Raw genomic sequence first — 26,399 nt, forward strand, 5'->3', positions numbered from 1 at the left:
TGGCCGGCATTTTTGTTATAGCTGGCGCAGCAGCTTTGCCGGGTTCCCGGCCCACACGCCTTTCTCAGTAATGGATTTGGTCACCACGCTGCCCGCGCCAATCACGACCCCATCGCAGATGCTGACCGCCAGAATGGTTGCGCCGCTGCCGATAGACACATCGTTGCCAATCACAATTCTTCCCCAGCTCTCGCGGTCGGCGTTGGGTTTTCCCTCGCGGAACATATCGTTGGCGAACATCACGCCGTGGCCGATAAAACAGCGCTCGCCGATGGTCACGTACTCGCAGATAAAGGTGTGGGACTGAATTTTGCTGTCGTTGCCGATGCGGGTATGGCCCTGAATCTCCACAAATGGCCCGACGAAGACGTTATCGCCAAGCGTGCAGTCGTAGAGGTTGGCGGGCTGGTAAATCACCACGTTTTCGCCGCTGGCGACGTTGCGAATGGCGGTTTCACGAAGGGTATGCATGCTGCCTCTCAGATTGGTTTAGCCAGAATATGGAGTGTGCTTTCCTGGGTTGCAGAATGAAATGCCACATCCTTCACGTGCTGCATCCCCTGGCGTTCATAAAAACGGCGGGCGCTGGTATTCGCGGCGAGCACTTCCAGCCATAGCCAGCGTTCACCCTTCTCTTTTGCTCGCGTCTCGACGGCGCGGAAAATCTGCTCGCCGTAGCGATGTCCGGTGGCGTCGGGCAGCAGATAAAGCTTATGCAGCAGCGTGCCGGAGGGACCCTCGGGATGAATATTCTGACCACAGGCGTATTTAGCAAAGCCGACAGGGCGCGCGGCTTCCGCAATCAACCAACAGCACTGCGGATCGGCCAGGCTGGGCGCCAGCGCGGCCATGGAATATTCTTGCTGCAGGTAGTGCTCCAGTTCATCGGCGTTGTGCCAGAGATGGGCAAAGTGGTGGCGATAGCTGGCATTGGCCATTTCGTTGAGCAAGGCTGCATCTTCTGGCCCTGCAATACGAATTTTGAACATGGTTGTTTCCTTTTTAACCTGTCAGTGTGGCAAGTGATTGTTACATTTACGCCGTCGGTGGCAAAAAGTTAGCGAATAATGTCGATCTGGATCACACTTTTGCGTTATACAGGTCACAAATAATGATGATTATGAGGTGTATCTATGCCGCCGGTTTATCGTCCGTTGGTGAGTTTTATTGCAACCGCAATGCAAACCGTTTTGAATCTTGGCCTGCTGTGCCTGGGGGTCATTCTGATCGTATTTCTGGGCAAGGAGACGTTGCATCTGGCGCACGTCCTGTTTACGCCGGAGCCTGTCAGCAAGTACAAGCTGGTGGAGGGGCTGGTCGTCTACTTCCTCTATTTCGAGTTTATCGCGCTGATAGTGAAGTATTTTGAGTCGGGATTTCACTTCCCGCTGCGCTACTTTGTCTATATCGGCATCACCGCCATCGTCCGCCTGATCATTATCGATCATGAGTCGCCTATGGCGGTGCTGATTTACTCCGCTGCGATCCTGATTCTGGTGATTACGCTTTGGCTGTGTAATTCCAACCGCCTGAAACGCGAATAAAAAAAAGCGGCCTCCAGGGCCGCTGACCAACAGTCACAAATAGAATTTATGTAGGGTCCAGTTGAGGATAGCAGTGGCATTTGCCTTACTTTTTCAGCTGAGGGCGGCGGCGGCAATGCCCGGTTGGGGACGCGCATTGCCGCTAAACCGCCGGCCCTCATCTGAAATTTGGGGCGGGTGTTACAAAAAAATTAACCTTTCACTCCGCCTGCCGTCAGGCCATTGACCAACCAGCGCTGGGCCAGCAGGAACACTACGGTAATCGGAATAGCGGAGAGCACCGCTGCAGCGGCAAAGTCGCCCCACAGATAGTTCTGCGGGTTGAGATACTGTTGCATTCCGACCGCCAGGGTATAGCTGTTCACATCGCGCAGCAGCAGGGAGGCCACCGGTACTTCGGTAATCGCGGCGATGAACGACAGAATAAACACCACCGCCAGAATCGGTACCGACAGCGGGAGCAGCACCAGGCGGAAAGCCTGCCACGGGGTGGCGCCGTCCAGCGCCGCCGCTTCCTCCAGCGAGCCGTCGATGGTTTCGAAGTAACCTTTAATCGTCCAGACGTGCAGCGCGATACCGCCCATATAGGCGAAGATGACGCCGCCGTGGGTATTCAGGCCGACGAACGGCACGTACTGGCCGAGACGGTCAAACAGGGCATACAGCGCGACCAGCGACAGAACCGCGGGGAACATCTGGAAAATCAGCATCCCTTTCAGCAGCGTGGCTTTACCCGGGAAGCGCATACGGGCAAAAGCGTAAGCGCAGGTAGTAGAGAGCGCGACGATGCCAATGGCGGTAATGCCGGCCACCTTGATGGAGTTCCACAGCCACAGCAGGACCGGGAAGGGGGGCGGCGTGACGCGACCGTCAGCGTGTTCAACGCTGAAGCCTAACGCCAGCCGCCAGTGCTCCCAGGAGATACTTTCAGGGATCAGGCTACCGGTGGCGAAGTTCCCTTCGCGCAGAGAGATAGCGATGACCATCAGCAGCGGGAACATAATCGCCGCGATAAAAACCAGCAGCAGGAGATGCGTGGTAAACAGGCGCAGCTTCTGAGATTTGGGTTGAACCATAGCCATAATCGTTATCTCCCTTAATCAAACTTCATACGTGTGGCTTTCAGGTTAACAATCGCAAGCAGGCCTACCAGCAGGAAGATCAGCGTGGCGATAGCCGCCGCGAGGCCGAAGTCCTGACCGCCGCCGCCTTCAAAGGCGATGCGGTAGGTATAGCTCACCAGCAGGTCGGTGTAGCCCGCTGGCGTGGTGGTGCCGAGCCGGTCCGGCCCGCCGTTGGTCAACAGCTGAATCAGCACGAAGTTGTTAAAGTTAAAGGCGAAGCTGGCGATCATCAGCGGCGTCAGCGGCTTGATCAGCAGCGGCAGCGTAATTTTGAAGAAGTTCTGGAACGGCGTAGCGCCATCCATTGCCGAGGCTTCATATAAATCGTCAGGAATCGCTTTCAGCAGGCCCATGCACAGGATCATCATGTACGGATAGCCCAGCCAGGTGTTGACGATGATAATCATCGTGCGCGCGGTGGTCGGGTCGCTAAACCAGGCCGGCTTGATGCCGAACAGCGCGCTGAGCATCATGTTGATCTCGCCAAAACTCTGGTTGAACAGGCCTTTGAAAATCAGAATCGAGATAAACGACGGTACGGCATATGGCAGAATCAGCAGTACGCGGTAAATCGCTTTGCCCTTCAGGGCTTCCCACTGGACCAGACAGGCGAGCACCATGCCGACCGCAACGGTAAGAATCACGGTCAGAACGGAGAACACCACCGTCCAGACGAAAATCGCGAAGAACGGTTTCTGGATCCCTTCATCCTGGAACACGCGGGTGAAGTTATCCCAGCCGATGGTTACGGTGTAGCCCGGGCTGAGCTTTTCGCTGCCCCAGCTGCCGTCGGCGTTGATCGCCTGATAGAAACCGACCTCGGCGTTGGGACGATATTTCACGCCGCTCTGGTTGTTGGTCAGCGTACCGTCATTGGCCAGCGCGTACAGCGGCTGAGTACCGGAGAACTGACGCAGAGAGCTCATAATGACTTTGCTTTCATCCGGCAGCACGGCGGTCAGCTGGTTCAGGGCGGTACGGTTTTGCGTAATCACGCGCAGCGTGGCGCGATCGCCTTCCGGCAGGGCGTCAGCCTCTTTTAAGGCCAGTTTCTGCTCGCCGCCGAATTTAAAGGCGTCGGAAAGATAGTTTTTGCCGCTTTCGCCGTCGGTCAGCGCCAGCTTCCACTCATCTCCCGCCGGATAGAGCGCGAAGTTGTAGGATTTGCCCGCCTGGAAGGAGCGGTCCATCAGTACCTGTTGGGCGCGTTCGAAGGTCAGCTGGTTAGTGCTGCTGTAGTTGGTGAAAGCGATTGCGATCGTGCAGATCAGCGGGAACAGGACGAACAGCCCCATCCCGGCGAGACCCGGATAAACATAGCGCCAGGCGTAGGCCTTGCGATTGGAAAAAATATACAGGCCAACCGAGCTTAAAATCAGCGTCATGATGGCAAACAGGTACTCCCCCTGGGCGTACATCAAAACAACAAGGTAACCCACCAGCAGGCACAGCAAGCCGATCACAGACCATGTGAGCTGCGGGCTTTGCCACCAGTGCTTCTTTTTCACGACATCCATGGGGATCATCCTCTTTACACTTTATCCTTCGCGCTACCTCTTTGTTGGCTGCGGATGCGCACCCCAGTCACTTACTGATGTAAGCGCCTGGGGATTTGTCATCCTTGCCGCCTCGATGTAGCGCGAATGATTTCGTGTAACAACGTATTCAACAAACCTTATTCTCTAAGAAATAAGGGAAACCGTATTACTTGGTGATACGAGACTGTGCGTCTTTCAGCGCCGCTTCGACGGTCTGGCGACCGCTAGCTGCGTTGATCACTGCGGTACGAACGGCATACCAGAAGGCGGACATCTGCGGGATGTTCGGCATGATTTCGCCTTTCTGGGCGTTCGCCATGGTGGCGGCGATACGCGGATCTTTTTCCAGTTTCTCCTGGAAGGATTTCAGCGCGACCGCGCCCAGCGGTTTGTCCTTGTTCACTTCATCCAGACCCTGGTCGGTCATCAGGTAGTTTTCGAGGAACTCTTTCGCCAGTTCTTTGTTCGGGCTGGCGGCGTTAATACCGGCGCTCAGTACGCCAACGAACGGTTTAGACGCGTTGCCTTTGAAGGTCGGCAGCAGGGTAACGCCGTAGTTAACCTTGCTCTTATCGATGTTAGACCACGCCCACGGACCGTTGATGGTCATCGCGGTTTCGCCTTTGTTGAATGCCGCTTCCGCGATGGAGTAGTCGGTGTCGGCGTTCATATGCTTGTTCTTGATAAGGTCGACCAGGAAGGTCAGGCCAGCTTTCGCGCCAGCGCTATCCACGCCCACGTTTTTCACATCGTACTTGCCGTTTTCAAACTTGAACGCATAGCCGCCGTCGGCAGCGATCAGCGGCCAGGTGAAGTACGGTTCTTGCAGGTTGAACATCAGCGCGCTCTTACCTTTCGCCTTCAGTTCTTTATCCAGCGCCGGGATCTCTTCCCAGGTTTTCGGCGGATTTGGCACCAGGTCTTTGTTATAGATCAGCGACAGCGCTTCGACGGCAACCGGGTAGGCAATCAGCTTGCCGTTATAGCGAACCGCGTCCCAGGTGAACGGATAGAGTTTGTCCTGGAAAGCTTTGTCCGGGGAGATTTCCGCCAGCAGGCCAGACTGGGCGTAGCCGCCAAAACGGTCGTGGGCCCAGAAAATGATGTCAGGGCCGTCGCCGGTCGCGGCAACCTGCGGGAATTTCTCTTCCAGCTTATCCGGATGTTCTACGGATACTTTAATGCCGGTGTCTTTTTCAAACTTTTTACCCACTTCAGCGAGGCCGTTGTAGCCTTTGTCGCCGTTAATCCAGATAACCAGCTTACCTTCTTCGATTTTTGCGAGGGCAGAGGCGGAAAACATCATCGTGGTCAATGCAGACAGCGCGAGGATGCGAGCGCCAGTTTTGATTTTCATATACCCGTCCTATTTGGTGATGTGCTCGTGGATACACTTGAGTGGCTTAACGGTGATGAGTTTCCTTTTTTAACAACCTCTTTCCATCCTCCCCATGTCTACGCCCCATCCCCAGATTGTGTGATCTCCATAGCAGAAATGCCGGTTATGAGTCCTGGAGCACATAAAAAGGCGGCCAATTTTGCAGGCTGCATCACGAAATCGGTACCGACCCGTCCCCCCCGGCGGCGAGACGTCATCTCTCATCCTCCCGTCTCCTCCCCCATGAAAAAGCCGGGGGGTGGAGGATTTACCAGACTAATGAATGCCGCATAGTCACCCCATCTTGAATGTGTCGTTAAGTGACAGGTTGTAACGAAGGGAGAAGGGCATGGCGAGCGTACAGCTGCGAAATGTAACGAAAGCCTGGGGTGACGTGGTGGTATCAAAAGATATCAATCTCGAGATCCAGGATGGGGAGTTCGTCGTGTTTGTTGGGCCATCAGGCTGCGGCAAATCCACCCTGCTGCGTATGATTGCCGGGCTGGAAACGGTGACCAGCGGCGATCTGCTGATTGGCGATACCCGAATGAATGATGTCCCGCCCGCCGAGCGCGGTATCGGGATGGTGTTTCAGTCTTATGCGCTTTACCCCCATCTTTCCGTCGCGGAAAACATGTCTTTTGGCCTCAAGCTGGCCGGTGCCAAAAAAGAGCTGATTAACCAGCGCGTGACCCAGGTGGCGGAAGTGCTGCAGCTGGCTCACCTGCTGGAGCGTAAACCGAAAGCGCTTTCCGGCGGTCAGCGTCAGCGCGTGGCGATTGGTCGTACCCTGGTGGCTGAACCGCGCGTTTTCCTGCTGGATGAACCGCTCTCTAACCTTGATGCCGCGCTGCGCGTACAGATGCGCATTGAGATTTCCCGTCTGCATAAGCGTCTTGGCCGCACGATGATTTACGTGACCCACGACCAGGTCGAAGCGATGACCCTCGCCGACAAAATTGTGGTGCTCGACGCCGGTCGCGTCGCGCAGGTCGGCAAGCCTCTCGAACTCTATCACTACCCGGCGGATCGCTTCGTCGCGGGCTTTATCGGCTCGCCGAAGATGAACTTCCTGCCGGTTAAGGTCACCGCTACCGCCATTGAGCAGGTGCAGGTGGAGCTGCCGAACCGTCAGCAGGTCTGGCTGCCGGTGGACAGCGCCCGCGTTCAGGTCGGCGCCAATATGTCCTTAGGTATTCGCCCGGAACATCTGCTGCCCAGTGATATCGCCGACGTCACCCTTGAAGGTGAAGTTCAGGTGGTCGAACAGCTCGGCCACGAAACGCAAATTCATATCCAGATCCCATCCATCCGTCAAAACCTGGTTTACCGCCAGAATGACGTGGTGCTGGTAGAAGAGGGAGCCACATTCGCCATCGGTTTGCCGCCGGAGCGCTGCCATTTATTCCGTGAGGATGGCACCGCTTGTCGTCGGCTGCATAAAGAGCCGGGCGTGTAAGGCTTCCCATTAAAAAAAACGTGCACCCTGCAGCGTCGAAAAACAGGCGCAACAACAGGCGAAGCGTTCAAAGAAAAGCAATGATCTCAGGAGATAGAATGATGATTACTCTGCGCAAACTTCCACTGGCGGTCGCCGTTGCGGCAGGCGTTATGTCTGCTCAGGCGCTGGCCGTTGATTTCCACGGCTATGCTCGTTCTGGTATCGGCTGGACCGGCAGCGGCGGTGAACAACAGTGCTTCCAGGCAACCGGCGCTCAAAGTAAATACCGTCTGGGTAACGAATGTGAAACCTATGCGGAACTGAAGCTGGGCCAGGAAGTATGGAAAGAAGGTGATAAGAGCTTCTACTTCGATACCAACGTCGCTTACTCTGTGTCACAGCAGAACGACTGGGAATCCACCAGTCCGGCATTCCGTGAAGCTAACGTGCAGGGTAAAAACCTGATCGAATGGTTGCCAGGCTCCACCATCTGGGCCGGTAAGCGCTTCTACCAGCGTCATGACGTTCATATGATCGACTTCTACTACTGGGATATTTCTGGTCCTGGTGCGGGTATTGAAAACATCGATCTGGGCTTCGGTAAACTCTCTCTGGCAGCAACGCGTTCTTCTGAATCCGGCGGCTCCGGCACCTTCGCCGATCGCGACAAGTTCGGTAATCGCGTCTATGACAATATCGTGCCGAATGATGTATTCGACGTGCGTTTAGCCGGTCTGGAAACTAACCCGGGCGGCACGCTGGAACTGGGCGTTGACTACGGCCACACAAACATCCCTGATGATTACTCACTGCAGCCGGGCGCTTCCAAAGACGGCTGGATGCTCACCGCTGAGCATACTCAGAGCATGCTGAAAGGCTTTAACAAATTTGTTCTGCAGTATGCGACTGACTCTATGACCTCCAGCGGTAAAGGTGTTCCGCAGGGCGGCAGCATTAATAACGATGGATCTATGTGGCGCGTGTTGGACCACGGTGCGATCTCTCTCGGCGATAGCTGGGATCTGATGTACGTCGGTATGTACCAGGATATCGACCGCGACAACAACAATGGTACCCAGTGGTGGACCGTCGGCGTTCGTCCAATGTACAAGTGGACGCCTATCATGAGCACCCTGATGGAAATCGGCTACGACAACGTCAAATCTCAACGCACCAGCGATCGTAACAGCCAGTATAAAGTAACTCTGGCACAACAGTGGCAGGCTGGGGACAGCATCTGGTCCCGTCCGGCAATCCGCGTATTCGCAACGTACGCCAAATGGGATGAGAAATGGGGCTATAACGATAGCGGCGTAGCGTATAACGACACCAGCGCTAAAACCTTTAGCCGTGGCGATAACGACGAGTGGACCTTCGGTGCCCAGATGGAAATCTGGTGGTAATCGAATCTAACCGTTCGTAACTAAAAGAGGGGCGTAAGCCCCTCTATCTTAGGCCCAGCGCGCTATTGCCTGGCTACCGCTCGGCCATCGGAATTGAGGTGATAACAATGAAAATGAAGAAAAGTCTCGTTGCCCTCTGCCTGTCCGTCGGCCTGATGGCCTGCGTACCCGCAGTCAGTTTTGCTGATGTTAATTTCGTGCCGCAGAACACCTCTGCCGCGCCGTCGATTCCGGCCTCTGCGTTGCAGCAGCTAACCTGGACTCCGGTCGATCAATCCAAAACGCAGACGACAAGGCTCGCCGTGGCCGGACAGACGCTCAATGTCCCCGGTATCAGTGGCCCGGTCGCCGCATACAGCGTTCCGGCGAATATTGGCGAGCTCAATATTACGTTAACCAGCGAAGTGGAAAAACAAACTGCGGTATATGCGCCGAACGTGCTGATTCTTGACCAAAATATGACGCCATCCGCGTTCTTCCCCAGCAGCTACTTTACCTATCTTGAACCGGGAGTGATGAGTTCAGATCGTCTGGAAGGCGTAATGCGCCTGACTCCGGCGCTGGGACAGCAGAAAATTTATGTGCTGGTTTTTACCACGCCGCAGGATTTGCAGCAGACCACTAAATTAATCGATCCGGCGAAGGCTTATGCCAAAGGTACCGGCAATGCGGTGCCGGATATTCCGGATCCCATCGCGAAACACGTTACAAACGGTACCATTAGCCTGAAGGTGAAAACCTCTACCGCCTCCAGCGTACTGGTTGGCCCGTTGTTCGGTTCGTCAGGTCCGGGTCCTGTTACCGTCGGTAATACCGCTGCTCCTGCCTATAGCGCGCCGGTCGCCGCTCCGGCCCCGGCTCCAGCGGCGAAAAGCGAACCGATGCTCGACGATACCGAAACCTACTTCAACAACGGTATCAAGCAGGCGGTTGCGAAAGGCGATATCGACAAGGCCCTGAAATTGATGAACGAAGCTGAACGTCTTGGCTCGAAATCTGCTCGTTCCACCTTTATCAGCAGTGTAAAAGGCAAGGGGTGACCGTCTCCCCGCAATGCTGATGTTTAGGCACAGCCTTTAGGTGCGTCCGTTCGGGCGCACTTTTTTTTAGCGCGCGGCGGCCTCTGTTGCACGGCTGTTGCGCGGATGATCGTATATTGACGTTTGCCCGCCCCCCATCCTCCATTCTGCGATACAATACCTTTACGTTATGTACCGGAGATTCAGGCATGCCACATTCCGCGCTTACGCAACTGCGTGCGCTGCGTTATTTTGCCGAGATACCCCCGCTGGATGCGCATCTGCGCGACTGGCTATTGCTGGAAGACTCAATGACCAAACGCTTTGAGCAGCAGGGGAAGAAAGTCAGCGTCATCATGGTTAACGAAGGCTTTGTTGGATGCGAGGCGCTGGCCGGTGAGGAGTCCCTGTTACCGAGCGAACCCCGCTACTGGCTGCGGGAAATCATTCTTTGCGCCAACGGTGAACCCTGGCTGGCCGGTCGCACCATCGTGCCGGAATCAACGCTGAGCGGCCCTGAACTGGCGCTACAACAGCTGGGACAAACGCCATTGGGCCGCTATCTCTTCACGTCATCGACGCTAACCCGCGATTTTATTGAAATTGGTCGTCATGCAGAGCTGTGGGGGCGCCGTTCCCGCCTCCGGTTGAGCGGCAAACCGCTGCTGCTGACGGAACTGTTTTTGCCTGCATCGCCGTTGTATTGAGAGGAAAATGAAATGGAGTGGAGTCTGACGCAGAACAAGCTGCTGGCGTTTCATCGCCTGATGCGTACTGACAAACCGATCGGCGCGCTGCTGCTGCTGTGGCCGACGCTGTGGGCGCTATGGGTGGCGACGCCGGGGATACCGCCGCTATGGATCCTCGCCGTTTTCGTCGCCGGCGTCTGGCTGATGCGCGCCGCTGGCTGCGTGGTAAACGACTATGCCGATCGCAAGTTTGACGGTCACGTCAAACGTACGGCCCGCCGCCCGCTGCCGAGCGGCGATGTGAGCGAAAAAGAGGCGCGAACGCTGTTTGTTGTGCTGGTGCTGCTTTCATTCCTGCTGGTGTTGACCCTGAACACCATGACCATTCTGCTGTCGATAGCGGCGCTGGCCCTGGCGTGGGTGTATCCGTTTATGAAACGCTACACCCACCTGCCGCAGGTCGTACTGGGCGCGGCGTTCGGCTGGTCGATCCCGATGGCGTTTTCGGCGGTGAGCGAGTCGCTGCCGCTGAGCTGCTGGCTGATGTTCCTCGCCAATATCCTGTGGGCGGTGGCCTACGACACCCAGTATGCGATGGTCGATCGCGATGATGACGTCAAAATCGGTATCAAATCGACGGCGATCCTGTTTGGCGACAACGATCGCTTAATCATTGGTATCTTACAGGTGGCGGTACTGGGCCTGATGGCCGCGGTGGGCTGGCTGAGCGGGCTGGGCTGGGAGTATTACTGGTCGTTGTTTATCGCCGCGGCGCTGTTCGCCTGGCAGCAGAAGCTAATATTTAAACGCGAACGCGATGCCTGCTTTAAGGCGTTTATGAACAATAACTACGTTGGGCTGGTGCTGTTTCTTGGCCTGGCGATGGGATATATGCAGTAGCGCTGTGGGTTTCCCGGCTTGCGGCGTAAACGCCAAAGCCGGGCTACAAAACCGCATGGTCCGGTAGCCCGGCGCAGGCCGGGATATCTTGTTAAACGTTACGCTTCATCTTGGGTAACGCTTTCAATCGTTAACCGCACATCAGAAGTAATCAGATCCGCCAGCATGCGGTAGATCTTCAACGTCTCTTCCGGCTCGGCGTCGCCGGTATCGCTGATATAGCCTTCGTCGCGTAGGGTCAGCACCAGCGTGCTGAACACCGCTTTATCGAAGAACTCCGGCGCATTGATGCCGTGCAGAACGGACAGGCGCTGCGCCACGGTGCGGCTCTCTTTCTCCAGCGAACTGCGGTTGATTGACGGGTTGGCGCTCAGCAGCCAGAAGGTGATGGCGTAGCGCTGCAGCGTTTCGCGCGCGCCTGCGGCCAGCAGCTGCAGAGAACGGGCGTGAGACGGATTAACGCTCACCTCATCGTCGTTCAGGGCGATCAGACCCTGACGCTGCATCTCGGCGATCAGCGCATCGACGACGCCCGCCAGCTCCGCTTTTTCCCAACGCAGGAACAGCTCGGCCTTGAGGAACGGATAGAACATCTCGACGTGACGCAGAATTTCGGCGCGGGTAATACGACGATGCTGAGTGACGATGGCGGCTAACAGCGACGGCATCACCAGCATATGGGCGATGTTGTTGCGATAATAGGTCATCAGGACGGCCTGCTCGCGCGGTAGAATGATGATATCGCCAATCGTATCTTTCTCGACTTCGAACTTGTTCATCTGCAGCGCGTGGTCGATAAGCTCGCTGGCTGAGGCCGCAGGCGTGGTCGCATCCGCTGAATATGGCACGTTGCGCAGCAGGGCGAGATAGCACTCCAGCTGCTCGGTGAGCTGCTCGCGGGTCAGCGAACGCTGACGCGATGCCAGCAGCGCGGTACAGCACAGGTTCATGGCGTTTGCCGCGCCGGCATTATTGATGCGTACCATCAGATCCGAGGCGATGTTATTCACCGTCGGCGTCAGCCAGGAAGGACGGACCGCTTCGATAGGGTCGATAGATTCGCGCCAGTCCGGCACGTGCTGGTTCAGATAGGCCATCAGCGGCAGCGGTTCGCCGAAGTTAACGTAGCCCTGGCCGAGATTGCGCAGCTTGCTCAAGCCGCGCAGCATCTGCGGCAGACTCTCTTTCTCTTTCGTCGCGCCGCGCAGCTCTTTGGCGTAGGTGCCGACCTCCATCACGTGCTCGTAGCCGATGTAAATCGGCACCAGGGTGATAGGGCGGTTACCGCCGCGCAGCATCGCCTGGATGGTCATCGACAGGGTGCCGGTTTTCGGATCCAGCAGACGACCGGTACGTGAACGACCGCCCTCAACGAAGTACTCCACCGAATAGCCGCGGCTAAACAGCTCGCCAAGATATTCGCGGAATACGGTTGAGTAGAGCTTATTGCCCTTGAACGTGCGGCGAATAAAGAACGCGCCGCCGCGACGGAAAATCGGCCCGGCGGGCCAGAAGTTCAGGTTGATGCCGGCAGCGATATGCGGCGGCACCAGGCCCTGATGATAAATGACGTAAGAGAGCAGCAGATAGTCCATATGGCTGCGGTGGCACGGGACGTAGACTATCTCGTGGCCTTCGTGCGCCAACTGGCGGACACGCTCGGCGTTATGGACGTTGATACCCTGATACAGCCGGTTCCAGGTAAAGCCCAACACGCGGTCGGTCAAGCGAATCATCTCATAGGAGAAGTTCGCGGCGATCTCTTCCATCAGGGCGATAGCGTTTTGCTGAGCCTTCTCATGGGAAATTTTCTTGCTGCGCGCTTCGTCTTCTACCGCGCGGGCAATGGCTTTTGACGCCAGCAGTTTATTAAACAGATCCTGGCGCGCAGGCAGGCGCGGCCCAACCGCCGCCAGGCGCTGGCGGGCGAAGTGCATGCGCGCCACGCGGGCCAGCTTCTGAGCGATAGTTTTATCGGTACCGTGCTCGTCCGCCATCTTGCGCAGCGAGACCGAAGGCGAGAAACGGACGAAGCTATCGCGGCCCAGCCACAGAACGGCGAAGAATTTTTGAATGCCGTTGAGCATACGCAGCGGCGGGTTAACCTCGCCTTTTTCACGCCCCGGCGCGCGACCGAACATCACCGAAACCGGCACCATCTGCACGTCAAGATCGGGATGATTGCGGTGTAAATCCAGATAGTCGTGAAAGAGCTTGATAGACTCTTCTTTCGGCGTGTAATAGGTGAACACGCGCGGCCCGCCGTGGATAAATACGTAGCGCGGAAGCAGGGCGCCGTCGATCTCGAGCGGCTCCAGCGGGTCCGGTAACTCATGTTCCAGACATTGCGCGCGCAGCGTCAGCAGGTCCGCCTTCGAATTGTAGGGCAGGACGTACATAATGGGACGCGAGGTATCCAGGCCTAATTCCTGCGCAGGTTGCGCCGGAATCGACTTGCTTTTTACCAGCGCCCTTAATGGTAAATTCAGTAATTTATAGTAAATTCGTTGCCAGCCAGACATAGACGATGTGAAGCCTCTGGTTAATCATGCAAATGCGCCGCAAGAATAACAGAAAGTGCGCAAAATTTCCGTTGTAACGCGGCAAACGCGTACACTCATTGACGTCATTTACATAAAAAGGTTTGTTTGATGGCCAATAATACCACTGGGTTAACCCGAATTATTAAAGCGGCCGGGTATTCCTGGAAAGGATTCCGTGCGGCGTGGGTCAATGAGGCCGCATTTCGTCAGGAAGGCATCGCGGCCGTTATTGCCGTGGCGATCGCCTGCTGGTTGGACGTCGATGCCATCACGCGGGTGCTGCTCATTAGCTCGGTCCTGTTAGTGATGATAGTTGAAATTATCAATAGCGCGATTGAGGCGGTGGTTGACCGTATCGGTCCCGAGCATCATGAGCTTTCGGGGCGAGCGAAAGATATGGGATCGGCGGCGGTACTGCTGGCGATTATCATCGCGCTGATCGCGTGGGGAACGCTGCTGTGGGCGAACTACCGCTAAGTCTTGTCGTAGCTGCTCGCAAAACGGAAAGAAACTCCTGATTTTTGTGTGAAATGTGGTTCCAAAATCACCGTTAGCTGTATATACTCACAGCATAACTGTATATACACCCAGGGGGCGGAATGAAAGCGTTAACGACCAGGCAGCAAGAGGTGTTTGATCTCATTCGGGATCATATCAGCCAGACGGGCATGCCGCCGACGCGTGCGGAGATTGCTCAGCGCTTGGGGTTTCGCTCCCCAAACGCGGCGGAAGAGCATCTGAAAGCGCTGGCGCGTAAAGGCGCAATCGAGATCGTTTCCGGCGCCTCCCGCGGTATTCGTCTGCTGACGGAAGAAGAAACCGGTCTGCCGCTTATTGGCCGCGTCGCGGCAGGTGAGCCGCTGCTAGCGCAGCAGCACATTGAAGGCCACTACCAGGTGGACCCGGCCATGTTTAAGCCGAACGCCGATTTTCTGCTGCGTGTTAGCGGTATGTCGATGAAGGATATCGGTATTCTCGATGGCGACCTGCTGGCTGTCCATAAAACGCAGGATGTGCGCAATGGTCAGGTGGTTGTGGCGCGTATCGACGAAGAAGTGACCGTGAAGCGTCTGAAAAAACAGGGTAACGTCGTGGAATTGCTGCCGGAAAACAGCGAATTCTCGCCGATCGTGGTCGACCTTCGCGAACAAAGCTTTACTATTGAAGGCCTGGCCGTCGGCGTTATCCGCAACGGCAACTGGCAATAATCTCTTCATCTCGCAGCATCATCATCTGAAGCATGATGCTGCGTCGTTTTTCCTCATTTAGGCGCTTTCTCCATGCTTTTTAACGCCGCCGACAAAGCCCTGTGGCGCTTAGCGCTGCCCATGATCTTCTCCAATATCACCGTTCCGCTGCTGGGGCTGGTGGATACCGCCGTTATTGGTCATCTCGACAGCCCGATTTATCTGGGCGGCGTGGCGGTTGGCGCAACGGCGACCAGCTTCCTCTTTATGCTGCTCCTTTTTCTGCGTATGAGCACCACCGGGCTGACGGCGCAGGCGTTTGGCGCCAGGGATCCGCAGCGGCTGGCGCGCGCGCTGGTGCAGCCGCTGGGCCTGGCGCTGGCCGCCGGGCTGGCGATTGTGCTTTTCAGGATCCCGTTGATAAACCTGGCGCTGCATATTGTCGGCGGTAGCGAAGCGGTGCTTGAACAGGCCCGACGCTTCCTTGAGATTCGCTGGCTAAGCGCGCCGGCCTCGCTGGCGAATCTGGTTCTGCTGGGTTGGCTGCTGGGCGTACAGTACGCCAGAGCGCCGGTGATTCTGCTGGTGGTCGGCAACGTCCTCAACATTGTGCTCGATTTATGGCTGGTGATGGGCCTGCATATGAACGTGCAGGGGGCGGCGCTGGCGACGGTCATGGCAGAATACGCCACTTTCTTTATCGGACTGATTATGGCGCGGCGCGTACTGGCGCTGCGCGGCGTATCCCTGTCGATGCTGAAAAACGCCTGGCGCGGCGATATACGCCGTCTGCTGGCGCTGAATCGCGACATCATGCTGCGCTCGCTGCTGCTACAGCTCTGCTTCGGGGCGGTGACGGTATTTGGCGCCCGCCTCGGCGCCGATATCGTCGCGGTCAATGCGGTCCTCATGACGATGCTGACCTTTACCGCCTATGCGCTGGACGGCTTTGCCTATGCCGTTGAGGCGCACTCCGGGCAGGCCTACGGCGCGCGTGACGACAGCCAACTGCTTGCGGTCTGGCATGCGGCCTGCCGCCAGTCAGGGTTGGTGGCGCTGGCGTTTGCGCTGATTTACGGCCTTGCCGGTGAACAAATTATCGCGTTGCTGACCTCGCTGCCTTCGCTACAGCAGTTGGCCGATCGCTATCTGGTCTGGCAGATGATCCTGCCGGTCATCGGCGTTTGGTGTTACCTGCTGGACGGTATGTTTATCGGCGCGACGCGCGGCGCGGAGATGCGCAACAGCATGGCGGTCGCGGCGGCAGGGTTTGCCCTGACGCTGTTAACCGTACCGGCGCTCGGTAACCACGGGCTGTGGCTGGCGCTGGCGGTATTTCTCGCCCTGCGCGGCGCTTCTCTGGCGGTTATCTGGCGGCGGCACTGGCAGCGTGGAACCTGGTTTTCATAGTGCATTTAGTTCATCTGATGGTTAAAGATTCCGAATAATAAATCTTACTCAGAATACTCATCTATAGTTAAGTCATGTCCGGTACACAGCGGGCTGTTCATTCACCGAACGATAACCGAACGATGAGGAATGCATGATGAATAAAGACGAAATCGGCGGTAACTGGAAACAGTTCAAAGGTAAAGCGAAAGAAAAATGGGGCAAGCTGACCGACGATGACATGACCGTCATTGAAGGCAAACGCGACCAGCTGGTGGGCAGAATTCAGGAACGTTACGGTTACGCCAAAGACCAGGCAGAGAAAGAAGTGACCGACTGGGAAACCAAAAACGACTATCGCTGGTAGCGAAAACGCCGTGTTTTAACCCACTGTTATTGCCTGCACGATCGGTACATGGAGGTGCCGCTACCCTTGTTTCCCGCTGCGGCTAACGCCTCAGCGGGCTTTCTTTTTGATCTGAATGGTATGGTCGTGGTGGCAGTGGCCCGGCGTACTGCTGGCTTCCACTTCAACGCAGGCGGCGCACAGGCCATGAGCCTCAATGACGTTGTGGCGCAGAGCGAACCCCATTCTTGCCGCCAGCGTATGCATAATATCTTCGACGCCTTCCGCACACTCTTCCTTGACGCCGCCGCAGCGGTCGCAGATAAACATCGCCGAGCTGTGGGTTGGCTGATCGAAAAGGTGACACAGCACGTAGCTATTGGTGGATTCCACCTTATGTACGAACCCTTGCTCCAGTAAAAACTCCAGCGCCCGGTATACCGTCGGCGGTTTCGCCTGAGGTTCTTTTTCACGAAGGAGATCGAGCAGGTCATAGGCGCTGATTGCCCCTTGCTGCAGGCTCATCAAACGCAATACTTCGAGGCGCTGCGGGGTCAGGCGCACGCCACGCTGCGCGCACAGCTTTTCAGCATGCGCTAACATTTGTTGCGAAGTGGTCTTATCCATGAGCGTCCTCTGGTCGCGTGAATCTGAAACTGTTACTTTATCACGATACCGGTAAAACGCCGAGACCCGGCGGGATATAGCCGTCACACTTCGTGTGACATGTGCGTTGGTCGCCCCGGTCATACGCTTCTGGGGCGCGCTATCTTGCCGCCTTATGCTATACCTGAAGCATCTCATTTTCGGGAGAAAACGATGAAACGACCTGATTGCATACGACACTGGCGTGAACTGGAAGGTGCGGATGATTCCACCTATCCCGACAGTACTGAGCTTTTCTCCATCGGCGCGCCGCTGGCGCGCGGCCTGCGGCTGAATCGTCTGGGGATCCACCATGAACGTCTGCCGCCCGGGCGTCGTACCTCTTACCCGCATGCGGAAAGTGATGAAGAAGAGTTCATCTACGTGCTGGACGGCTATCCTGAGGTGTGGATTAACGGCTACCTCTGGAAGCTGGAGCCGGGGGATAGCGTCGGTTTTCCTGCCGGAACCGGCATTTGCCACACCTTCCTCAACAACACCGAGCAGGAGGTGCGCCTGTTAGTCGTTGGTGAGGCAAATAAGAAATTCAATCGCATCTACTACCCGCTGAATCCCGGCTATGCCGCCACGCGTCAGGATCGCTGGGTTGACCATCCGCCGCAGTTTTTTGGCCCTCACGACGGGAAGCCGCGGAAAATATAGCGTTTATGGCGGGATAAAAAAGGTGAGCGCTGACGCTATGCGTCAGTGGTTTATCTTTGTGCTATAGTAGCGCCCCCTTTTTACCCGGATGCTTATTTATTCGCCATGATGTCAGAATCAACGCCTACTGCTTTCGCCGCTCACCGTTTTTCCATCGCGCCGATGCTCGACTGGACCGACAGACACTGCCGTTATTTTCTGCGTCAGCTGTCGTGCCATACGCTGTTGTATACCGAAATGGTGACCACCGGTGCGATTATTCACGGCAAGGGCGACTATCTGGCCTACAGCGAAGAAGAGCATCCGGTCGCCCTGCAGCTCGGCGGCAGCGATCCGGCTGCGCTGGCGCACTGCGCGAAGCTGGCGCAGGCGCGCGGCTATGATGAAATTAACCTGAACGTCGGCTGCCCGTCCGATCGCGTGCAGAACGGTATGTTTGGCGCCTGCCTGATGGGGAACGCGCAGCTGGTTGCCGACTGCATTAAAGCGATGCGCGACGTCGTGTCGATCCCGGTCACGGTGAAAACCCGTATTGGCATTGATGACCAGGACAGCTACGCGTTTCTGTGTGATTTTATCGAAACGGTATCCGGGAAAGGTGAATGCGAGATGTTTATCATCCACGCGCGCAAAGCCTGGCTTTCCGGTCTGAGCCCCAAGGAAAACCGCGAGATCCCGCCGCTGGATTATCCGCGCGTCTACCAGCTTAAACGTGATTTCCCGCATCTGACCATGGCGATTAACGGCGGCATTAAGTCGCTGGAAGAGGCAAAGCTGCATCTTGAGCATATGGACGGCGTGATGGTCGGTCGTGAGGCTTATCAGAATCCCGGCATTCTGGCCGCGGTGGATCGGGAAATTTTCGGCGTGGACGGCGTCGATGCCGATCCGGTCTCCGTGGTCCGGGCGATGTATCCCTACATCGAACGCGAGCTTAGCAACGGGACTTATTTGGGACATGTGACACGCCATATGCTGGGGCTGTTTCAGGGGATCCCCGGCGCGCGCCAGTGGCGTCGCTATCTGAGCGAAAATGCGCATAAAGCCGGGGCGGATATCAACGTGCTGGAACAGGCGCTGAAGCTGGTTGCCGATAAGCGTTAGTTTTTCGCTAAAACCTGGTCAAATTCACCACGCCCTGCACGTATCGTGTTGGGCGTTTTTGTTTTTATTCAATAAGTTATATTTGGCACGATTTTTGTAATATCCGGCAAGGTAGATAAAATTTCTTTAGGGGAAAGACGATGCTGGAACTCTTATTTGTAATTGGCTTTTTTGTCATGCTGTTGGTCACCGGCGTGTCGCTGCTGGGCATTATTGCCGCGATTGTGGTCGCGACCGCGCTGATGTTCGTCGGCGGTCTGTTTGCGTTAATGATTAAACTGCTGCCGTGGCTGCTGCTGGCCATTGTCGTGGTTTGGGTGATTCGGGCGATAAAATCGCCAGCCGCGAACCGCTATCGCGGTAATAACCGCTGGCGTTACTAAGGTATTGAGCGGTATGTCACAACCTGAAGATTTTTGCATAAAACAGCGTAGGCTTTGCTTATTAAATCTGTCACTATTAGCGCGTTAACGAATTCATCGCGCTGTACCCTACATACAGCCGAACAAAAAAAGTAAGGGCTTCCCATGTGGAAGCCCTAAACTTTTGTGCTCCGGCCATTACGGCAAGAGCAAGCTCGAACCCTGCGTCGCCCGGCTTTCCAGCACCTCATGCGCGCGTCTGGCGTCGGTTAACGCATATTTTTGACTCTCCGCGACATCCACTTTTATCACGCCGCTGGCGATCAGCGAGAACAGCTCGTTGCTGGCTTCCGTCAGCTCTTCACGCGTGGTGATATAGCCCTGCAGAGAAGGGCGGGTGACGTACAGCGAACCCTTTTGATTGAGGATCCCGAGGTTGACGCCGGTCACCGGGCCGGAAGAGTTGCCGAAGCTCACCATCAGCCCCCGACGCTGCAGGCAGTCAAGTGAGGCTTCCCAGGTATCTTTACCGACGGAATCATACACCACGCGGACTTTCTTACCGTCGGTGATCTCTTTCAGGCGCTCGACGATATTCTCTTCGCGATAGTTAATGATCTGCCAGGCGCCGGCCTGTTTAGCGCGTTCTGCTTTTTGCGCGCTGCCGACGGTACCGATCAGTTTAGCCCCCAGCGCTTTTGCCCACTGGCAGGCGATGAGCCCGACGCCGCCGGCCGCCGCATGAAACAGGAACGGCTCGCCCGCTTTGATTTCGTAGGTTTTACGCAGCAGGTAATAGACCGTGAGCCCTTTCAGGAATGAGGCCGCCGCCTGCTCGAAAGAGATTGCGTCCGGCAAAATAGCGGCCTTATCGGCGGGGACGTTGTGCACGGCGCTATAGGCCCCCAGCGCCGATTGCGCGTAGACCACCCGATCGCCGGCTTTAATATGCTTCACGCCGCTGCCAACTTTGCTCACCACGCCAGCGGCTTCGGTGCCCAGACCGCTCGGCAATGATGGCGGCGGGTAGAGGCCGCTGCGGATATAGGTATCAATGTAGTTGATGCCGATGGCCTTATTCTCTACCTGAATTTCGTGCTCTGCGGGATCTTTCGGCGTGAACTCTACCGCTTGCAGAACTTCAGGCCCTCCGTGCTGGTGAAATTCAATTCGTGTTGCCATGCTTCCCCCATAAATGTGGTAATCTTTCGACCCATTCACTATCTCGGTAACTCCATTCACTATGGCAGGAAATAAACCCTTCAACAAACCACAGACTGAACCCCGCGTGCGAGACTATCCGCTCGATGGGTTGAAGGTCCCGCCGCACTCGATTGAAGCGGAACAGTCGGTGTTGGGCGGTTTAATGCTGGATAACGAACGCTGGGACGACGTTGCCGAGCGCGTTGTTTCGGAAGATTTTTATACCCGTCCGCATCGCCATATTTTCACCGAAATGGCGCGTCTGCAGGAGTCTGGCAGCCCGATTGACCTGATTACGCTCGCGGAATCGCTGGAGCGTCAGGGTCAGCTGGACAGCGTCGGCGGCTTCGCCTATCTGGCCGAACTATCGAAAAATACGCCAAGCGCGGCGAATATCAGCGCCTATGCCGATATCGTTCGTGAACGCGCGGTCGTACGCGAAATGATCTCCGTGGCGAATGAAATCGCCGAAGCCGGTTTCGACCCCCAGGGCCGCACCAGCGAAGATCTGCTCGACCTCGCCGAATCCCGGGTGTTTAAAATTGCCGAAAGCCGCGCGAATAAAGACGAAGGGCCGAAGAATATCGCCGAGGTGCTGGACGCCACCGTGGCGCGTATTGAGCAGTTGTTCCAGCAGCCACATGACGGCGTCACCGGGGTCAATACCGGCTATGACGATCTCAATAAAAAGACCGCCGGTCTTCAGCCGTCAGACCTGATTATCGTCGCTGCGCGTCCGTCGATGGGTAAAACGACCTTTGCGATGAACCTCGTGGAAAACGCGGCGATGCTGCAGGATAAGCCGGTACTCATCTTCAGTCTCGAGATGCCCTCGGAGCAGATTATGATGCGTTCTCTGGCCTCGCTGTCGCGCGTTGACCAGACCCGCATTCGTACCGGCCAGCTGGATGACGAAGACTGGGCGCGTATTTCCGGCACCATGGGGATCCTCCTGGAAAAGCGCAATATTTATATCGATGACTCCTCCGGCCTGACGCCGACGGAAGTGCGCTCCCGCGCGCGGCGTATTGCCCGCGAGCACGGGGGGATCGGACTTATCATGATCGACTACTTGCAGCTGATGCGCGTGCCGTCGCTCTCCGATAACCGTACGCTGGAAATCGCCGAAATTTCGCGCTCGCTCAAGGCGCTGGCGAAGGAGCTGCAGGTGCCGGTGGTGGCGCTGTCGCAGCTTAACCGCTCGCTGGAACAGCGTGCGGATAAGCGTCCGGTGAACTCCGACCTGCGTGAATCCGGCTCCATTGAGCAGGACGCCGACTTAATCATGTTTATCTACCGTGACGAGGTTTATCACGAGAACAGTGATTTAAAAGGCATCGCCGAAATTATTATTGGTAAACAGCGTAACGGCCCTATCGGGACGGTGCGCCTGACGTTTAACGGTCAGTGGTCGCGTTTTGATAATTATGCTGGGCCACAATACGACGACGAATAAATCTCCGTCATCCTTCATGCCGCAGATGCGTTGACTACGCCTGTTCACCCCGGTCACTTAGTTTACTAAGCTCCCGGGGATTCTCAGGCTTGTCGCCTTCCTGCAACGCGAAGGATTCAGGAGATTCTTTTATTAAGGAATTCAAATGCAAGCGGCAACTGTAGTCATTAACCGCCGCGCTCTGCGACACAACCTGCAACGTCTGCGTGAACTGGCGCCCGCCAGCAAACTGGTTGCGGTGGTGAAAGCGAACGCCTACGGACACGGTCTTCTTGAGACCGCGCGAACGCTCCCTGACGCCGATGCTTTTGGCGTCGCCCGTCTTGAAGAAGCCCTACGCCTGCGCGCGGGCGGTATCGCCCAGCCGATTCTCCTGCTGGAGGGGTTCTTTGAGGCCGCCGACCTGCCGGTGATTTCCACCCAGCGCCTGCACACGGCGGTACACAGCCCGGAACAGCTGGCGGCGCTGGAGGAGGCAGATTTACCCGAGCCGGTCACCGTATGGATGAAGCTGGATACCGGGATGCATCGATTAGGCGTTCTGCCCGAACAGGCCGAAGCGTTTTATCAGCGTCTCAGCCAGTGTAAAAACGTCCGCCAGCCGGTCAACGTGGTCAGCCATTTTGCCCGTGCGGATGAGCCCGAGTGCGGCGCGACCGAACGTCAGCTGGATATCTTTACCACCTTCACGGAAGGGAAACCGGGGCTGCGCTCTATCGCCGCATCCGGCGGTATATTGCTGTGGCCGCAGTCGCATTTCGACTGGGCGCGTCCGGGGATCATTCTCTACGGCGTGTCGCCGCTCGACGGTGGCTCTACCGGCGCGGACTTTGGCTGCCAGCCGGTGATGTCTCTGACCTCGAGCCTGATCGCGGTGCGCGAGCATAAAGCCGGGGAGCCGGTGGGCTACGGCGGAACCTGGATCAGCGAGCGTGATACGCGTTTAGGGGTGGTGGCGATGGGCTACGGCGATGGTTATCCGCGCGCCGCGCCGTCCGGAACTCCGGTGCTGGTCAACGGCCGCGAAGTGCCGATTGTCGGACGCGTGGCGATGGATATGATTTGCGTCGATCTCGGGCCCGAAGCGCAGGATAAATCGGGCGACCCGGTCGTGCTGTGGGGCGAAGGCCTGCCCGTCGAGCGTATTGCCGCAATCACAAAAGTAAGTGCTTACGAACTTATTACCCGCCTGACTTCGCGGGTATCAATGAAGTACGTGGATTGATTTCAGCCAGCGCTCTTTCCCCCGGTGGCGGCTGACGCCTTACCGGGGCTACGGGTTCGCTACCGGCTGCGGGCCGGTAGCCAGGATAAGGCGTTTTAAGCCGCCATCCGGGATGGGCGATCAAACCCAGCCATACGCCAACATCCTCTCGACCTTCTTTCACATCCGGTTTATTGTGTTATGACGAGCCCATGTAAACCTGGAGAAACATCCCGTGTTTCAGAAAGTTGACGCCTACGCTGGCGACCCCATTCTCTCCCTGATGGAGCGTTTCAAAGACGATCCGCGTAGTGACAAAGTAAATCTCAGCATCGGTCTTTATTACAACGAGGACGGGATTATTCCGCAGCTGCAGTCGGTTGCCGCAGCGGAGGCGCGCCTCAATGCCCAGCCGCACGGCGCCTCGGTCTATTTACCGATGGAAGGGCTGAACACCTATCGTCACGCTATCGCGCCGCTGCTGTTCGGCGCCGATCATCAGGTGCTGGCGCAAAATCGCGTGGCCTCCATTCAAACGCTGGGCGGTTCCGGCGCCCTGAAGGTGGGCGCTGATTTCCTGAAACGCTACTTCCCGGGCTCGCGCGTATGGGTGAGCGACCCGACGTGGGAAAACCACATCGCTATATTTGAAGGGGCAGGATTCGAAGTAAGTACTTACCCTTGGTTTGATGAGAAGACCAATGGCGTGCGTTTCGCGGCGTTCCTGGAAAAACTCAATTCGCTAGCGGAGCGCGATATCGTGCTGCTGCATCCGTGCTGCCATAACCCAACGGGAGCCGATCTCAGCAACGCCCAGTGGGATCAGGTGGTTGAGGTACTGAAAGCGCGTAATTTGATTCCTTTCCTCGATATCGCCTATCAGGGCTTTGGCGCCGGAATGGAAGAGGATGCTTACGCTATTCGCGCCATTGCGAACGCCGGCATGCCAATGCTGGTCAGCAACTCGTTCTCAAAAATCTTCTCCCTGTACGGCGAGCGCGTTGGCGGGCTGTCGATCGTCTGTGAAGACGCTGAAACCGCGATTCGCGTGCTGGGGCAATTAAAAGCGACCGTACGTCGCAACTACTCCAGCCCACCGAACTTTGGCGCGCAGGTGGTTGCTGCGGTGCTGAGCGACAGCGAGCTGAAAGCCTCATGGCTGGCGGAAGTGGAAGGGATGCGTACCCGTATTCTGGCCATGCGTCAGGAGCTGGTTAATGTGCTTAAAGAGACGGTGCCGGGCGGTAATTTTGACTATCTGCTGAAGCAGCGCGGAATGTTTAGCTATACCGGGTTCAGCCTGGCCCAGGTCGACCGCCTGCGCGATGAGTTTGGCGTCTACCTGATTGCCAGCGGCCGCATGTGCGTCGCGGGGCTGAATTCACGCAACGTACAGCGCGTGGCGCAGGCCTTTGCCGCGGTAATATAAATCCTTACTGACCGCTTTTACCCTCGCCAATATTTTGGTGAGGGTAATTCCCTCCCTGAAGTGTGATCATTCTCTTTTTATATGACATCTGAGCAGAAAAACCTTCCTATCCGCCTCAGCGGGGGGTAAGGTCTTGGTGCATTAATAAGCGTACACATTATTGAAAACTATAACGATTCGATTATTTAGGGAAAAATATGCGCAAGATCACCCTGGCCTTTGGGGCCATCTGCTTACTGTTCACGCTAAATAGCTCTGTCGTTGCTCGCGCCTCCACACCGCAGCCGCTGTGGACGGGCACCAATATGGCGAAACTCGCCGAACAGGCGCCAATACATTGGGTTTCCGTGGCTCAGGTTGAAAATAGCCTGCTGGGACGCCAACCGATGGCGGTCGGCTTTGATATTGATGATACCGTCCTGTTCTCCAGTCCGGGCTTCTGGCGCGGGCAGAAAACCTATTCACCCGGCAGCGATGACTACCTGAAAAATCCGCAGTTCTGGGAAAAAATGAACAACGGCTGGGATGAATTCAGCATGCCGAAAGAGGTGGCGCGCCAGCTGATTGCGATGCATGTGAAGCGCGGCGATAGCATCTATTTTGTCACCGGACGCAGCCAGACCAAAACCGAAACGGTATCAAAAACCCTGCAAGACGATTTTCTCATCCCGGCAGCGAACATGAATCCGGTTATTTTTGCCGGCGATAAGCCTGGTCAGAACACCAAAACGCAGTGGCTGCAGGAGAAGGGCATTAAAGTCTTCTACGGCGATTCGGATAACGATATTTCTGCCGCCCGTGAGGTTGGCGCACGCGGGATCCGCGTCCTGCGGGCATCCAACTCTTCCTATAAGCCGCTGCCGATGGCGGGCGCTCAGGGAGAAGAGGTGATTGTGAATTCAGAATATTAAGCTGACGACGGCTTAATTATGAATTGCTAAAACGGCAGCCAGCGAGCTGCCGTTTTTTTGTGCAAAATAGCGTGCCAAAGGTTTTACCTTTTCGCTTATTGCTGCACACTTAGGAAGGTTCATTAGTAGAAGGAGTCGCCTATGTGGCATCAGCAAACCCTGACGTTAGGCCCAAAATCACGGGGCTTCCATCTGGTCACTGATGAAATTCTCGGTCAAATCCGTGAACTGTCACGGGTGAAAACGGGCCTGCTGCATTTGCTGCTCCAGCATACATCTGCTTCCCTGACGCTTAATGAAAACTGCGATCCGACCGTCCGTTACGATATGGAGCAGCATTTTCTTACTGCCGTACCGGATAACGCGCCGTATGAACACGATTATGAAGGCCCTGATGATATGCCTTCGCACATTAAGTCGTCGATGTTGGGCGTATCGCTGATGCTGCCCGTTCGGGATGGGCGCGTCAGGCTGGGGACCTGGCAGGGTATCTGGCTCGGGGAGCATCGTATTCATGGCGGATCGCGCCATATCATCGCGACGCTGATGGGGGAATAAAAATGACAATTTCGGATTTATTGCAGTACTGCATGGCTAAGCCGGGCGCGGAACAAAGCGTACATAGCGACTGGAAAGCGACGCAAATCAAAGCGGCTGACGTACTGTTTGCGATGATAAAAGAGGTGGAGGACAACCGGCCCGCGGTCTCGTTAAAAACCAGCCCCGAGCTCGCAGAGTTGCTGAGGCAGCAGCATCGCGATGTGCGCCCCAGCAAACATCTCAATAAAGCCCACTGGAGCACGGTGTTTCTTGATGGCTCCTTGCCTGATTCACAAATTTACTATCTGGTGGATGCGTCATATCAGCAGGCGCTTGATTCTCTTACTGAGAACAAGCGTAAGCTGTTGTCATAAAGCGATA

At 56.3% G+C, this 26,399-nt stretch carries 27 protein-coding genes; 19 read left to right on the forward strand and 8 right to left on the reverse strand.

Translation table 11 applies throughout. From position 1 onward, the window contains the following. Positions 1–15: 15 nt before the first annotated feature. Both CMQ96_RS16015 and CMQ96_RS16020 read right to left on the reverse strand, forming a co-directional pair. Positions 16–471, reverse strand: a complete 456-nt coding sequence (locus CMQ96_RS16015; protein ID WP_049131414.1) for an acyltransferase — start codon at positions 469–471, stop codon at positions 16–18. Between the two features lie 8 nt (positions 472–479). Then, a complete protein-coding gene (locus CMQ96_RS16020; protein ID WP_024360181.1) occupies positions 480–989 on the reverse strand; it encodes a GNAT family N-acetyltransferase in 510 nt (169 codons plus the stop codon). 144 nt (positions 990–1,133) lie between these two features. Here CMQ96_RS16020 and psiE point away from each other — a divergent pair, with 144 nt between their 5' ends. Further along, positions 1,134–1,544, forward strand: coding sequence for a phosphate-starvation-inducible protein PsiE (gene psiE / locus CMQ96_RS16025; protein ID WP_004097754.1), 411 nt, complete (start codon positions 1,134–1,136; stop codon positions 1,542–1,544). 191 nt (positions 1,545–1,735) lie between these two features. On the opposite strand, the gene malG is transcribed toward psiE, so the two are convergent. From malG to malE, 3 genes are all read right to left on the reverse strand, one after another. Continuing rightward, positions 1,736–2,626, reverse strand: coding sequence for a maltose ABC transporter permease MalG (gene malG / locus CMQ96_RS16030; RefSeq protein ID WP_004137581.1), 891 nt, complete (start codon positions 2,624–2,626; stop codon positions 1,736–1,738). Positions 2,627–2,640: 14 nt separating this feature from the next. Further along, a complete protein-coding gene (gene malF, locus CMQ96_RS16035) occupies positions 2,641–4,185 on the reverse strand; it encodes a maltose ABC transporter permease MalF (RefSeq protein ID WP_004137580.1) in 1,545 nt (514 codons plus the stop codon). A 187-nt stretch (positions 4,186–4,372) separates the two neighbouring features. After that, positions 4,373–5,563: a maltose/maltodextrin ABC transporter substrate-binding protein MalE gene (gene malE, locus CMQ96_RS16040; protein ID WP_004137579.1), complete on the reverse strand. Its 1,191-nt coding sequence runs from the start codon at positions 5,561–5,563 to the stop codon at positions 4,373–4,375. Positions 5,564–5,933: 370 nt separating this feature from the next. Here malE and malK point away from each other — a divergent pair, with 370 nt between their 5' ends. The 5 genes from malK (at position 5,934) to ubiA (ending at position 11,036) form a co-directional block, all read left to right on the forward strand. Continuing rightward, entirely contained in the window at positions 5,934–7,043 is a 1,110-nt protein-coding gene (gene malK, locus CMQ96_RS16050; protein ID WP_004097762.1) for a maltose/maltodextrin ABC transporter ATP-binding protein MalK, read from the forward strand. 98 nt (positions 7,044–7,141) lie between these two features. Further along, complete coding sequence (locus CMQ96_RS16055) at positions 7,142–8,428, forward strand: maltoporin (RefSeq protein ID WP_004137578.1); 1,287 nt, start codon at positions 7,142–7,144, stop codon at positions 8,426–8,428. 107 nt (positions 8,429–8,535) lie between these two features. Beyond that, positions 8,536–9,468, forward strand: a complete 933-nt coding sequence (gene malM, locus CMQ96_RS16060; RefSeq protein WP_098067017.1) for a maltose operon protein MalM — start codon at positions 8,536–8,538, stop codon at positions 9,466–9,468. Between the two features lie 188 nt (positions 9,469–9,656). Next, on the forward strand, positions 9,657–10,154 hold the full coding sequence (ubiC, locus tag CMQ96_RS16065; RefSeq protein ID WP_004137576.1) for a chorismate lyase: 498 nt from the start codon (positions 9,657–9,659) through the stop codon (positions 10,152–10,154). 12 nt (positions 10,155–10,166) lie between these two features. Beyond that, positions 10,167–11,036, forward strand: coding sequence for a 4-hydroxybenzoate octaprenyltransferase (gene ubiA, locus CMQ96_RS16070; RefSeq protein ID WP_024360182.1), 870 nt, complete (start codon positions 10,167–10,169; stop codon positions 11,034–11,036). 98 nt (positions 11,037–11,134) lie between these two features. On the opposite strand, the gene plsB is transcribed toward ubiA, so the two are convergent. After that, the gene (gene plsB, locus CMQ96_RS16075) at positions 11,135–13,558 is read right to left on the reverse strand and encodes a glycerol-3-phosphate 1-O-acyltransferase PlsB (protein WP_004137573.1); all 2,424 of its coding nucleotides are present in this window, start codon (positions 13,556–13,558) and stop codon (positions 11,135–11,137) included. Between the two features lie 129 nt (positions 13,559–13,687). Here plsB and CMQ96_RS16080 point away from each other — a divergent pair, with 129 nt between their 5' ends. The 4 genes from CMQ96_RS16080 (at position 13,688) to CMQ96_RS16095 (ending at position 16,522) form a co-directional block, all read left to right on the forward strand. Next, the gene (locus tag CMQ96_RS16080; protein WP_004127797.1) at positions 13,688–14,056 is read left to right on the forward strand and encodes a diacylglycerol kinase; all 369 of its coding nucleotides are present in this window, start codon (positions 13,688–13,690) and stop codon (positions 14,054–14,056) included. A 122-nt stretch (positions 14,057–14,178) separates the two neighbouring features. Next, entirely contained in the window at positions 14,179–14,787 is a 609-nt protein-coding gene (lexA, locus tag CMQ96_RS16085) for a transcriptional repressor LexA (RefSeq protein WP_004097774.1), read from the forward strand. A 72-nt stretch (positions 14,788–14,859) separates the two neighbouring features. Then, positions 14,860–16,176 (forward strand): MATE family efflux transporter DinF, encoded by a 1,317-nt coding sequence (gene dinF, locus CMQ96_RS16090; protein ID WP_098067018.1) that lies wholly within the window; start codon positions 14,860–14,862, stop codon positions 16,174–16,176. 136 nt (positions 16,177–16,312) lie between these two features. Then, positions 16,313–16,522: a CsbD family protein gene (locus CMQ96_RS16095; RefSeq protein WP_004137568.1), complete on the forward strand. Its 210-nt coding sequence runs from the start codon at positions 16,313–16,315 to the stop codon at positions 16,520–16,522. A gap of 90 nt (positions 16,523–16,612) precedes the next feature. Here CMQ96_RS16095 and zur read toward each other — a convergent pair whose 3' ends face one another. Beyond that, positions 16,613–17,128 carry a zinc uptake transcriptional repressor Zur gene (gene zur, locus CMQ96_RS16100; protein ID WP_098067019.1) on the reverse strand — a complete coding sequence of 172 codons (516 nt, stop codon included), beginning with the start codon at positions 17,126–17,128 and terminating at the stop codon, positions 16,613–16,615. A 192-nt stretch (positions 17,129–17,320) separates the two neighbouring features. Between zur and CMQ96_RS16105 the strand changes: the two genes are divergently transcribed. The 3 genes from CMQ96_RS16105 (at position 17,321) to pspG (ending at position 19,296) form a co-directional block, all read left to right on the forward strand. Continuing rightward, complete coding sequence (locus tag CMQ96_RS16105; protein ID WP_004127806.1) at positions 17,321–17,809, forward strand: cupin domain-containing protein; 489 nt, start codon at positions 17,321–17,323, stop codon at positions 17,807–17,809. 105 nt (positions 17,810–17,914) lie between these two features. Then, the gene (dusA, locus tag CMQ96_RS16110) at positions 17,915–18,913 is read left to right on the forward strand and encodes a tRNA dihydrouridine(20/20a) synthase DusA (protein ID WP_098067020.1); all 999 of its coding nucleotides are present in this window, start codon (positions 17,915–17,917) and stop codon (positions 18,911–18,913) included. Between the two features lie 140 nt (positions 18,914–19,053). Continuing rightward, positions 19,054–19,296 carry an envelope stress response protein PspG gene (gene pspG, locus CMQ96_RS16115; protein ID WP_004137559.1) on the forward strand — a complete coding sequence of 81 codons (243 nt, stop codon included), beginning with the start codon at positions 19,054–19,056 and terminating at the stop codon, positions 19,294–19,296. A gap of 177 nt (positions 19,297–19,473) precedes the next feature. Here the strand turns inward: pspG and CMQ96_RS16120 are convergent, their stop codons facing one another. Continuing rightward, positions 19,474–20,457, reverse strand: a complete 984-nt coding sequence (locus tag CMQ96_RS16120) for a quinone oxidoreductase (RefSeq protein ID WP_024360185.1) — start codon at positions 20,455–20,457, stop codon at positions 19,474–19,476. Between the two features lie 61 nt (positions 20,458–20,518). On the opposite strand from CMQ96_RS16120, the gene dnaB reads away from it, so the two are divergent. The 6 genes from dnaB to CMQ96_RS16150 all read left to right on the forward strand — a co-directional run bounded on the left by dnaB (position 20,519) and on the right by CMQ96_RS16150 (position 26,392). After that, on the forward strand, positions 20,519–21,934 hold the full coding sequence (gene dnaB / locus CMQ96_RS16125; RefSeq protein ID WP_024360186.1) for a replicative DNA helicase: 1,416 nt from the start codon (positions 20,519–20,521) through the stop codon (positions 21,932–21,934). Between the two features lie 145 nt (positions 21,935–22,079). Continuing rightward, positions 22,080–23,159 (forward strand): alanine racemase, encoded by a 1,080-nt coding sequence (gene alr, locus CMQ96_RS16130; protein ID WP_004137549.1) that lies wholly within the window; start codon positions 22,080–22,082, stop codon positions 23,157–23,159. 214 nt (positions 23,160–23,373) lie between these two features. Then, positions 23,374–24,567, forward strand: a complete 1,194-nt coding sequence (gene tyrB / locus CMQ96_RS16135; RefSeq protein WP_049087465.1) for an aromatic amino acid transaminase — start codon at positions 23,374–23,376, stop codon at positions 24,565–24,567. A 197-nt stretch (positions 24,568–24,764) separates the two neighbouring features. Next, positions 24,765–25,478: an acid phosphatase AphA gene (gene aphA, locus CMQ96_RS16140; protein WP_098067021.1), complete on the forward strand. Its 714-nt coding sequence runs from the start codon at positions 24,765–24,767 to the stop codon at positions 25,476–25,478. 141 nt (positions 25,479–25,619) lie between these two features. Then, on the forward strand, positions 25,620–26,036 hold the full coding sequence (locus CMQ96_RS16145; protein ID WP_024360189.1) for a secondary thiamine-phosphate synthase enzyme YjbQ: 417 nt from the start codon (positions 25,620–25,622) through the stop codon (positions 26,034–26,036). Positions 26,037–26,038: 2 nt separating this feature from the next. Next, positions 26,039–26,392, forward strand: a complete 354-nt coding sequence (locus tag CMQ96_RS16150) for an MmcQ/YjbR family DNA-binding protein (RefSeq protein WP_004127822.1) — start codon at positions 26,039–26,041, stop codon at positions 26,390–26,392. Positions 26,393–26,399 lie beyond the last annotated feature (7 nt).

The organism is Klebsiella sp. MBT K-1, assembly GCF_002556465.1.
GTDB lineage: Bacteria > Pseudomonadota > Gammaproteobacteria > Enterobacterales > Enterobacteriaceae > Klebsiella > Klebsiella grimontii.

What these genes read in the sequence shown, in the direction of transcription:
- CMQ96_RS16015 (WP_049131414.1), bottom strand. Translation starts at nt 471, where the DNA reads ATGCATACCCTTCGTGAAACCGCCATTCGCAACGTCGCCAGCGGCGAA.
- CMQ96_RS16020 (WP_024360181.1), bottom strand. Translation starts at nt 989, where the DNA reads ATGTTCAAAATTCGTATTGCAGGGCCAGAAGATGCAGCCTTGCTCAAC.
- psiE (WP_004097754.1), top strand. Translation starts at nt 1,134, where the DNA reads ATGCCGCCGGTTTATCGTCCGTTGGTGAGTTTTATTGCAACCGCAATG.
- malG (WP_004137581.1), bottom strand. Translation starts at nt 2,626, where the DNA reads ATGGCTATGGTTCAACCCAAATCTCAGAAGCTGCGCCTGTTTACCACG.
- malF (WP_004137580.1), bottom strand. Translation starts at nt 4,185, where the DNA reads ATGGATGTCGTGAAAAAGAAGCACTGGTGGCAAAGCCCGCAGCTCACA.
- malE (WP_004137579.1), bottom strand. Translation starts at nt 5,563, where the DNA reads ATGAAAATCAAAACTGGCGCTCGCATCCTCGCGCTGTCTGCATTGACC.
- malK (WP_004097762.1), top strand. Translation starts at nt 5,934, where the DNA reads ATGGCGAGCGTACAGCTGCGAAATGTAACGAAAGCCTGGGGTGACGTG.
- CMQ96_RS16055 (WP_004137578.1), top strand. Translation starts at nt 7,142, where the DNA reads ATGATGATTACTCTGCGCAAACTTCCACTGGCGGTCGCCGTTGCGGCA.
- malM (WP_098067017.1), top strand. Translation starts at nt 8,536, where the DNA reads ATGAAAATGAAGAAAAGTCTCGTTGCCCTCTGCCTGTCCGTCGGCCTG.
- ubiC (WP_004137576.1), top strand. Translation starts at nt 9,657, where the DNA reads ATGCCACATTCCGCGCTTACGCAACTGCGTGCGCTGCGTTATTTTGCC.
- ubiA (WP_024360182.1), top strand. Translation starts at nt 10,167, where the DNA reads ATGGAGTGGAGTCTGACGCAGAACAAGCTGCTGGCGTTTCATCGCCTG.
- plsB (WP_004137573.1), bottom strand. Translation starts at nt 13,558, where the DNA reads ATGTCTGGCTGGCAACGAATTTACTATAAATTACTGAATTTACCATTA.
- CMQ96_RS16080 (WP_004127797.1), top strand. Translation starts at nt 13,688, where the DNA reads ATGGCCAATAATACCACTGGGTTAACCCGAATTATTAAAGCGGCCGGG.
- lexA (WP_004097774.1), top strand. Translation starts at nt 14,179, where the DNA reads ATGAAAGCGTTAACGACCAGGCAGCAAGAGGTGTTTGATCTCATTCGG.
- dinF (WP_098067018.1), top strand. Translation starts at nt 14,860, where the DNA reads ATGCTTTTTAACGCCGCCGACAAAGCCCTGTGGCGCTTAGCGCTGCCC.
- CMQ96_RS16095 (WP_004137568.1), top strand. Translation starts at nt 16,313, where the DNA reads ATGAATAAAGACGAAATCGGCGGTAACTGGAAACAGTTCAAAGGTAAA.
- zur (WP_098067019.1), bottom strand. Translation starts at nt 17,128, where the DNA reads ATGGATAAGACCACTTCGCAACAAATGTTAGCGCATGCTGAAAAGCTG.
- CMQ96_RS16105 (WP_004127806.1), top strand. Translation starts at nt 17,321, where the DNA reads ATGAAACGACCTGATTGCATACGACACTGGCGTGAACTGGAAGGTGCG.
- dusA (WP_098067020.1), top strand. Translation starts at nt 17,915, where the DNA reads ATGATGTCAGAATCAACGCCTACTGCTTTCGCCGCTCACCGTTTTTCC.
- pspG (WP_004137559.1), top strand. Translation starts at nt 19,054, where the DNA reads ATGCTGGAACTCTTATTTGTAATTGGCTTTTTTGTCATGCTGTTGGTC.
- CMQ96_RS16120 (WP_024360185.1), bottom strand. Translation starts at nt 20,457, where the DNA reads ATGGCAACACGAATTGAATTTCACCAGCACGGAGGGCCTGAAGTTCTG.
- dnaB (WP_024360186.1), top strand. Translation starts at nt 20,519, where the DNA reads ATGGCAGGAAATAAACCCTTCAACAAACCACAGACTGAACCCCGCGTG.
- alr (WP_004137549.1), top strand. Translation starts at nt 22,080, where the DNA reads ATGCAAGCGGCAACTGTAGTCATTAACCGCCGCGCTCTGCGACACAAC.
- aphA (WP_098067021.1), top strand. Translation starts at nt 24,765, where the DNA reads ATGCGCAAGATCACCCTGGCCTTTGGGGCCATCTGCTTACTGTTCACG.
- CMQ96_RS16145 (WP_024360189.1), top strand. Translation starts at nt 25,620, where the DNA reads ATGTGGCATCAGCAAACCCTGACGTTAGGCCCAAAATCACGGGGCTTC.
- CMQ96_RS16150 (WP_004127822.1), top strand. Translation starts at nt 26,039, where the DNA reads ATGACAATTTCGGATTTATTGCAGTACTGCATGGCTAAGCCGGGCGCG.